Source organism: Sulfitobacter sp. 1A13679 (genome assembly GCF_043557115.1).
Classification (GTDB): domain Bacteria; phylum Pseudomonadota; class Alphaproteobacteria; order Rhodobacterales; family Rhodobacteraceae; genus Sulfitobacter; species Sulfitobacter faviae.
Map to the genome: position 1 here is coordinate 1 of NZ_JBIFFO010000056.1, position 1,914 is coordinate 1,914.

Consider the following 1,914-nt stretch of genomic DNA (forward strand, 5'->3'; position numbering starts at 1 on the left):
CATACTATAGGTATATATTATAATTGTTCTTCTGTTTACTAATACGATTTAGCACCTCGCCAGACCTAAATAAATCATGCTATCCGACTGACAGTTTGGGCTGCGTGAATCCCTTGTGCTTGTAGGATGCGTAGAAGGCTTCTTTAGCGTCTTCAACGTTCTCTTGGGGTACGATTAGGGCATCATGGATGGATATGCAGCCTATACCTTTATCCAGTAGGTGGTTCATGGCATGAATGATGATTTCACTCTCAACTAACATCAAATCCATGCCGTGGTTCTTACGCACCTTTGACAGTGCTGGATAAGTTTCACCGAGGGCGCTTGCGTAGGTGTTCCAGTCTTCACCAACCATAAGTTTAGCGGTCTTCTTGTCGTCCTTAAAGCTCTTAGGCCAACTCTTTTGATCTAGCGACACGCCAGAGAGTGTCCGGTCTTCTGTGTATGAGTAATTTGGCCCATGCTTCACCAACGAAGGAGCATGACAACGATGACGATTTCCAAGGAACTTTTAGATGAGCTGCTGAGCGGCGTTGAGAACGCGGACGATTTGCTGGGCGATCAAGGTTTGATGAAGGAGCTCAAGGTCCGGCTGATGGAGCGGATGCTTGGCGCAGAGTTGACCGAGCATCTGGGCTATGAGCCCGACGCGCGCCCGGGCACTGAGCAGCGTAACCGGCGCAATGGCGCGACGCGCAAAACGCTGAAGGGCCATGACGGCACGGTTCCGATTGACGTTCCCCGCGACCGCGACGGTAGTTTCGAGCCTGAGCTGATCAAAAAGGGCCAGACCCGGATCGACGGGATGGATGACAAAATCATTGGCCTCTATGCAGCCGGATTATCGACCCGCGACATCCGCGCCCACCTTGAGGAAGTTTACGGCCTGAAGGTGTCAGCTGATCTTATCAGCCGTGTCACTGATGCCGTTCTGGAGGAGGTGTCGGACTGGCAGAACCGCGCCCTGGAACCGATGTATCCGATCGTTTTTCTTGACGCTCTGCGGGTCAAGATCCGCGACGCGGAAAGCCGTCAGGTCAAAAACAAGGCCGTATACGTGGCTTTGGGGGTCACTCCGGAGGGCGAACGGGAAGTTCTGGGTCTATGGATCGCCAATAATGAAGGGGCCAAATTCTGGCTCAGTGTCATGAATAATCTGCGCAACCGTGGTGTGGAGGACATTCTGATCGCGGTGGTAGATGGGCTAAAAGGCTTCCCTGACGCTATCAACGCGGCCTTCCCTGAGACCACAGTCCAGACTTGCATCGTGCATCTGGTGCGCCATTCCTTGAACTTCTGCGGTTGGAAAGATCGTAAGGCCGTGGCCAAAGACCTGCGCCGGATTTATCAGGCCACGGATGACGGCGAGGCCGAGAAGGCCCTGGCTGATTTCGAGGTGGAATGGGGCTCTAAATACCCCTCAATCGCCCCGAGCTGGCGGCGGGCATGGCAGGAAGTGATCCCGTTTTTTGCTTTCCCACCAGCGGTCCGCAAAATAATCTACACCACCAATGCGATCGAAAGCCTCAATCGCGTCATCCGCAAAACCACCAAAACGCGCGGCAGCTTCCCAACCGACGATGCCGCGACAAAGCTGATCTATCTCGCGATCCGAAGTTTCGAGAAGGCCGGCAGATGCGTCAGAGAATGGGTTGCCGCACGAAACCAGTTCGCTATCCTATACCCAGAACGGTTTAATAAATGACCTGTCGAAACCGCATGGGCTAAACCTCATACACAGAGTTTCGGATACTCCCGATTTCCGCATTTTTCAAATCCGCTGAAAGACTATCTCTTTATACGCTTGATGAATTCCATGCGCGTACAATCCCAAATTGAAGGTATGTCTTGGGCGGCATCACGCGCGACAGTATCCTCACCTTCTTTGCAGGCCGTTTCGATATCGCCCAGCAG

General features: G+C 53.0%; 2 protein-coding genes. One reads left to right on the forward strand and one right to left on the reverse strand.

What is annotated here, in order from left to right; all coding sequences use genetic code 11:
* Positions 1-79 precede the first annotated feature (79 nt).
* Complete coding sequence (locus ACGYLA_RS19465) at positions 80-418, reverse strand: hypothetical protein (RefSeq protein ID WP_394434621.1); 339 nt, start codon at positions 416-418, stop codon at positions 80-82.
* Between the two features lie 72 nt (positions 419-490).
* On the opposite strand from ACGYLA_RS19465, the gene ACGYLA_RS19470 reads away from it, so the two are divergent.
* Positions 491-1,705 carry an IS256 family transposase gene (locus ACGYLA_RS19470; protein WP_394434623.1) on the forward strand — a complete coding sequence of 405 codons (1,215 nt, stop codon included), beginning with the start codon at positions 491-493 and terminating at the stop codon, positions 1,703-1,705.
* Positions 1,706-1,914 lie beyond the last annotated feature (209 nt).